This window comes from Schlesneria sp. (genome assembly GCF_036405755.1).
Lineage (GTDB): Bacteria > Planctomycetota > Planctomycetia > Planctomycetales > Planctomycetaceae > Schlesneria > Schlesneria sphaerica.
In genome coordinates this window covers 1-6,043 of record NZ_DASWWZ010000042.1, presented here as the reverse complement: position 1 = coordinate 6,043, position 6,043 = coordinate 1, and the positions used below count along the sequence as shown (strand labels likewise).

General features: G+C 56.4%; 5 protein-coding genes. 1 reads left to right on the top strand and 4 read right to left on the bottom strand.

The genetic code is table 11. The annotated features are described in order from the left end of the window. Nucleotides 1-929: hypothetical protein (locus VGE80_RS01400; RefSeq protein WP_440591401.1), on the bottom strand; the 929-nt coding region annotated here is incomplete at its 3' end. A 336-nt stretch (nt 930-1,265) separates the two neighbouring features. Here VGE80_RS01400 and VGE80_RS01395 point away from each other — a divergent pair. After that, nucleotides 1,266-3,890: a DUF3656 domain-containing U32 family peptidase gene (locus VGE80_RS01395; RefSeq protein WP_440591400.1), complete on the top strand. Its 2,625-nt coding sequence runs from the start codon at nt 1,266-1,268 to the stop codon at nt 3,888-3,890. Between the two features lie 130 nt (nt 3,891-4,020). Here the strand turns inward: VGE80_RS01395 and VGE80_RS01390 are convergent, their stop codons facing one another. The 3 genes from VGE80_RS01390 to VGE80_RS01380 form a co-directional block, all read right to left on the bottom strand. Next, nucleotides 4,021-4,254: an IS3 family transposase gene (locus VGE80_RS01390; RefSeq protein ID WP_440591402.1), complete on the bottom strand. Its 234-nt coding sequence runs from the start codon at nt 4,252-4,254 to the stop codon at nt 4,021-4,023. A gap of 68 nt (nt 4,255-4,322) precedes the next feature. Next, entirely contained in the window at nt 4,323-4,556 is a 234-nt protein-coding gene (locus VGE80_RS01385) for a transposase (RefSeq protein WP_440591399.1), read from the bottom strand. A gap of 130 nt (nt 4,557-4,686) precedes the next feature. Beyond that, a complete protein-coding gene (locus tag VGE80_RS01380; protein WP_373649752.1) occupies nt 4,687-5,979 on the bottom strand; it encodes an IS1182 family transposase in 1,293 nt (430 codons plus the stop codon). Between the last annotated feature and the right edge of the window lie 64 nt (nt 5,980-6,043).

The following is a 6,043-nucleotide window of genomic DNA, read 5'->3' as shown; positions in this document are numbered from 1 at the left end:
TCACGCTGTTCCAGGGAGAGTGCTTCAATCTTCGCCTGGATTTCCTCGGGCACATCGCCACAGATGCGTGATAGAATGCGCATGAGGATCCGGGTGCTACCTCGCTCCAGTCCCTTCTTTAATCCTCGCTCCAGCCCTAGCTCCAGTCCTCGTTGTTCCGCGTGGCGTTCGATTGATGTGACGTACGGCATCTGCAATTCCTTCTCGTAGGCGATGAGTTCCTCATTAAATTGTCGACTCAAATCCAGCCGGAGGTGCATCATCCAGTCGATCAGTCGGAAAATCTCGCGGATCTGATCCGCATCATATCCAGCCGTGTAAAGATTTCTCACCAGTTGCGTTTTGGCATTATAACGAGCCTGCGGGTCGCGTGAGGTGCGAAGGGCAGCGATCTGGGCTCGCGACACCTCGACGACGAGCGATCTGTCGTCTTTCCAATCGGTCGCGAGTCGATCGAGAACCTTACACATCGGAAAAAGTCGATTGCTGACAAATCCACCCAGCTCAAACTGATACTTTTCAGGTCGCCAGTCAGGATTGACATCGGTCAACAGAACCAGCGTCAAGACGTCTCTCTGAAACAGCCACTTCAATCCCGAATTATACAGATCGATCCGAAAATCAAAGTTGGCTTCGTAATTTGTCTGAATTTCCAGGTGGCAGAAAATCCATTGTTCACCACCTTCGATCAGCCAGACCTTGAACAAGAGATCGACCTCCCGGTTACGATGCCCTGATTGTCCGACGATCTGACTGATTTCCTTGTCGAGCCAGACGGGGGCGCGGGACCAGTCGATCAACAGAGCCAGCCGGGAAAAACATTTCTCGATGAATTCGCGCAGGTGAAGCCGAAAGGCCTCCTTCCAGGCCCCATTGTAGTCGCTGTCCTGCCGAATTTCGGCGTCGATCGCATCCGCAGGTTCAATCATCGTGTCGACTCGATGGAGGAAGGAGTGCTGATCTCCAGGAAAACGCGGACAAACACCCGGCACCAATTGACGTTACGGCGCGTGGGCTCGAAAATCCTCTGCGGTTTCGGCATCCACCCGATGCAGAGTGCGAGCATACTGTGTCTGCTAGAATGGAGAAACGGTTGGTTTTGAACAAGGTCGCGAGTCTGCTTCTCTGACCGTGGCCTCGGCTGCCGTCGTTATACTTCTGCGGCCGGTTTCGCTTGATCGGAAGGACCGATATCGTTCCCGCCCATTGTGGCTCGCCCGAAGTGATTGCACCGCACTCAATTTCATATTTGTATCGGCTGATTCATGGCTCTGCCTCCTTCATTTCGACCTGAACTTCTTGCTCCTGCCGGTGACCGCGACTGTATGCGCGCCGCTGTCGAGAATGGTGCCGACGCGGTCTACTTCGGCTTGAACTGCGGGTTCAACGCGCGGGCGCGCGCGACGAATGTGGCTCCCCGGGAACTCGCAGAAGTCATGAGCTTCCTCCACCATCGAGGTGTGAAGGGCTACATCACCCTGAACACGCTGGCCTTCACGGACGAACTCCCCGAACTGGAATCGCTGCTTCGCGTGATCTCCGATGCGAATGTGGATGCCGTGCTGGTCCAGGACCTGGGAGTCGTACGACTCATCCGCGAGGCCTGTCCGGATTTGCCGATTCACGCTTCCACCCAGATGACGTTGACGAGTGCCGAATGTATTGAGGTCGCCCAGGAACTCGGAGTCGAGCGGGTCGTGTTGCCGCGCGAGCTGTCGATACGCGAGATCGCAAAACTGAGAAAGTCGACCTCCGTCGAACTGGAGTGTTTCGTCCACGGCGCGCTGTGCGTCGCTTATTCAGGTCAATGCCTCACCAGCGAATCCCTCGGGGGGCGAAGTGCCAATCGGGGACAATGCGCGCAGGCCTGCCGCCTTCCCTACGATCTGATCTGCGATGGAGAAGACGTCGATCTGGGACCGCAAAAATATCTGCTCAGCCCGCAGGATCTGGCCGCCTATGAACTGACTCCCGAACTGATCACCGCTGGAATTTCGTCTTTCAAGATTGAGGGACGACTGAAGTCCGCGGACTATGTCGCCAATATCACGCGGCATTACCGTGCTGCGATCGACTCGGCCATGCGAGGTGAAGCGATCGATGTCTCGCGCGACGACGTGCGGGAGATGGAACTGTCGTTCTCACGCGGATTTTCCGTCGGCTGGCTGAAGGGCGACGACCACAAGATGCTGGTCCCCGGACTTTCCTCTGCGAAGCGAGGAGTTCTGCTGGGGACTGTCACGCGTGTTTACAGTCACACTGTCGAAATCCGTCTTCAGGGGCCTGTTTCGCGTGGCGATGGAGTCGTCTTCGAAGGAGACCGAACCGCCAACGAAGAGCAGGGAGGGCGAGTCTACGGGGTCATTGCCGGTGGTCAGTCGGTGGACGAAGCCGTTGCAACGGGAAAAGTGGAACTCGAATTTCAGCATGGCTCGATCGATTTCCAGCGAATGTATCCGGGCCAATCTGTGTGGAAGACGGACGATCCCCGTCTCACCGCCCGACTGCGAAAGACGTACACAGGACCCGATCCGTTACGTAAACGACCGCTGGATCTCTGCGTACGGGCAATCGCGGGCCAACCCGCCCAAATCGAAGCTGTCGTCACCCCCGACGTCGTTTCGAGTCACGACCAGGAACTGCGAGTCCAGGTGGAATCGGCCGAGCCCTTGCCCGTGGCGCGAAAACACCCGGTGACTGAAGTGTTTCTCGCCGAACAACTCGGCCGGCTGGGAAATACGCCCTACGAACTGCGTCGGCTCGAAGCCTGCATTGAGGGAGAGCCGATGATTCCGCTGAGCGTTCTGTCGAAACTGCGGCAGGAAATGGTGGTGAAACTGGACCACCAGGCCATGCTCGCAAGACCCCGACGACTGCATCCAGACTCGGCACTGCGGGAACTGCAGCAGCAAATCATTCTGCGCTCACCTTCGGCGACAGAGCCCAGGCAGGGACCTCGGTTGCATCTGTTGTGTCGGACGCTGAAGCAGATCGAGACCGTTCTCAATGAACCTGTCCACCGCGAAATCGGCGGGAACGAGCAACGCCCGGGGGATTTTGGTCAAAGCCAGAACGCAGTCGCATCGGACATGGCGCCTGTGATCTATGCCGACTTTCAGGATATCCGCGAGTACCGGCAAGCGGTCGAGATGGTGCATTCCAGTCAGCGGCAGATTTACCTGGCTCCTCCCCGAATCCAGAAACCCGACGAAGCGGGGCTGTTCCTCGCGCTGGCCAAGCATTCACCGGACGGAATTCTGGTTCGTAATCTGGCAGGGTTGCGATTCTGTACCGAGCGGAAAATTCCGTTCGTGGCCGATTATTCGCTGAACGTGGCGAATGAATTGACCGCCGACTATCTGAAAGGACAGGGGGCCGAGCGAGTGACGGCTTCCTACGATCTGAACCGAGACCAACTGCTGAATCTCGTTGAGGCGGTTCCCGCTCAGTGGCTGGAAGTGGTGATTCACCAGCATATGCCGATGTTCCACATGGAGCATTGTGTCTTCTGTTCCGTGCTGTCCCCCGGAACAAACAAGACGAATTGCGGTCGCCCGTGCGATGAACACCTCGTTCAGCTTCGCGACCGGGTAGGGACCGAGCATCCGCTGAAGGCGGACGTCGGCTGCCGAAATACGCTCTACAACGCCGTACCGCAAAGTGCCGCAGAAGTCGTCGCGACGCTGCTGGAGCGGGACGTGCGCAATTTGCGGATCGAGTTCCTCGATGAAGAACCTGCTGAAGTCCGAAGGATCCTCGGTCTCTACGGAGACTTACTCGCGCAGCGGATCCGGGGTGAAGATGTCTGGCGCCAACTGAACGCGGCCAACCGAGTCGGCGTCACTCGCGGAACCCTGGAAGAACGCCGAAACCCCCTGGCCATTCTGTAGGCCGAACAAGGCGACCTCTCGTGCCGGTCATCAACTTCAGATTTCCGGCTCGGGTGCCCCGTTCGAAGAGCCCCCCTCGCCAGACTGCTGCAGACGTCACTGCCGATAGCGGAGAGGGGGGCGGGCGGTGCTATGGTGTGGGGGCCCGCAGCCCCTGTAAACTCAGCAGTTGAGCCACTTTTCGCGGTGAGCAAATCTCTCCTTGATCGGCTAACTCCTCCGCAATTCGACGCGCGCCATAACGGCGGCGATGGTTCCACAAGATGGCTTGGATCTGTTGAGCCAGTCGCGTGTCACGAGATTCTCGCCCGCTGGGGATACGCTCTCTCCAGGCGTAATACGCGGACCGACTGACTCCCAACACCTCGCACACGACGCTGGTCTGAGCGTTGCTTGATTGTGCAATACCCGGCACGGCAGCGTAGATGTCCGTCACTCGTTGCGGCCGAAAATGGCCAACGCTTTTTTTAGGATGTCACGCTCCCGAATCACTCGCTGAAGCTCCACTTCCAGTTCGTGGACACGCGCTTCCAGCGTGCTTGCGATCGGGCCCGACTCCTCGAGCTGCGTCTGTTTCCATCGGTAGAGAACATTGGGGCTCGCCAGGCCCAGTCGCTCCGAGCGTGTGATTTTTTCCCAATCGGCGCTCAGTTTTCCGCTTTTCACCGCTTTTTGATTTAGTCGCGTGTTGAATCCTCGGCTGCGTGGTTCAATCCATTGCCAATCCTCATATCTGCAGTCGACGTTACTCCATTTCGCTCAGATTGAGCGATTCCCTTTCGATTCCAATCCATTTTCAGGTCACTAATCCCAAGTTGATGAGTCGGAGAAGATTGAATGTGATCGCATACCACTCGACCACCGTTTGGACTTTCTCCAACCCACGGACTCGGAACTGGGTGAGTCCTCGATTACGAAACTCGGCATTCACATATTCCGCGATCGATGGCCGTTGCTTATATCGCTGCTGGGCGGCTTCAGTTGCCATTCGTTGACGAAACGCAAAGCATTCATCGGTGTCGCATTTCTTTCTGGCAAACGGATCATTTCCTCGCTTCTTCATGGCCTTCTCACCATGCACGGGAGCGTGAACCTGGCTGCCTGCATTCTCCGTTTTCGTGATCTGATCATGGGTTACAAAACCATTGTCGACCAAGTAGTTCTGAGGAGCCTTACCATAGTTCGCGATGATTTGTGATTGCATGGGGAACATCTCCTGGCCATCGTTCCCTTTCTTTGTCACGTCTACTCCCACGATGATACGTGAAGCTCCGTCTGTGGCGACCTGTACGTTATATGCGGGCCGAAATCCTCCATCTCCCATTTTCATTTTGCGAGCATCGGGATCGGTCGTGCTGCAACGCGCTTCTTTAGGAGTCTCGACCTTGCCTCGGCGTCGCTGGTCTTGCTCCTTCTGCAGTTCGGCCACCTGTTTCAGTGCTTCTTCGGCCCGGGCCAACTTGTCTCGGACGGCTCGTTCTTTCGCCGAGCTGGAACCTCGCGAAGTATCGTCGGAATCTTCGTTCTCCTCGAGAGCAGCGAGGTGAGCCTTCGCTTCCGCAATACGCTTTTCGATGGTCGGTTTGCGATGAAACGAACTGGAACCGGCACTGGCTCTCACTCGAACACCGTCTTGGGCCACGGTGTCCAGTGTGATGACCTCGGCATGCAACAGAGAGGCGACTGTCGTCGTCAGAACCTGCTTGAGAAAGTCGCGATGTTGAGAACGAAAATCACTTAACAAGTGATAGTTCACGCTAACGCCACCGCATATCCACATGTAAGCCAAGTCTCGTTGCGAAAGACGTTCGAGCGCTCTGGCACTGCTGATGGATTCCACTGTCGCCATCAGCCAAAGCGCAACAAGGATCTTAGGGTCAACAGCATTCCGGCCCGGTTGGAATTCAACCGCCTGAATTTTGTCGTAAAGAATCGTCAGATCGAGAGATTCGACATACCGCCAAATGATCCGCACCTTGTCATCTTGTCGAACATATCCGTCCAGAGAAAAGTCCCGCCATTCCAACTGACGACGTTCAGGAGAATTCACACGGACATCAGGCTTCTTGGGTGGGGGGGTGGTGCTCATGGCCGAGTTTTAGCGCATCCCGGAAGGATTGCTACCCTGAACTTCCAAAAAAATCACAACCTCT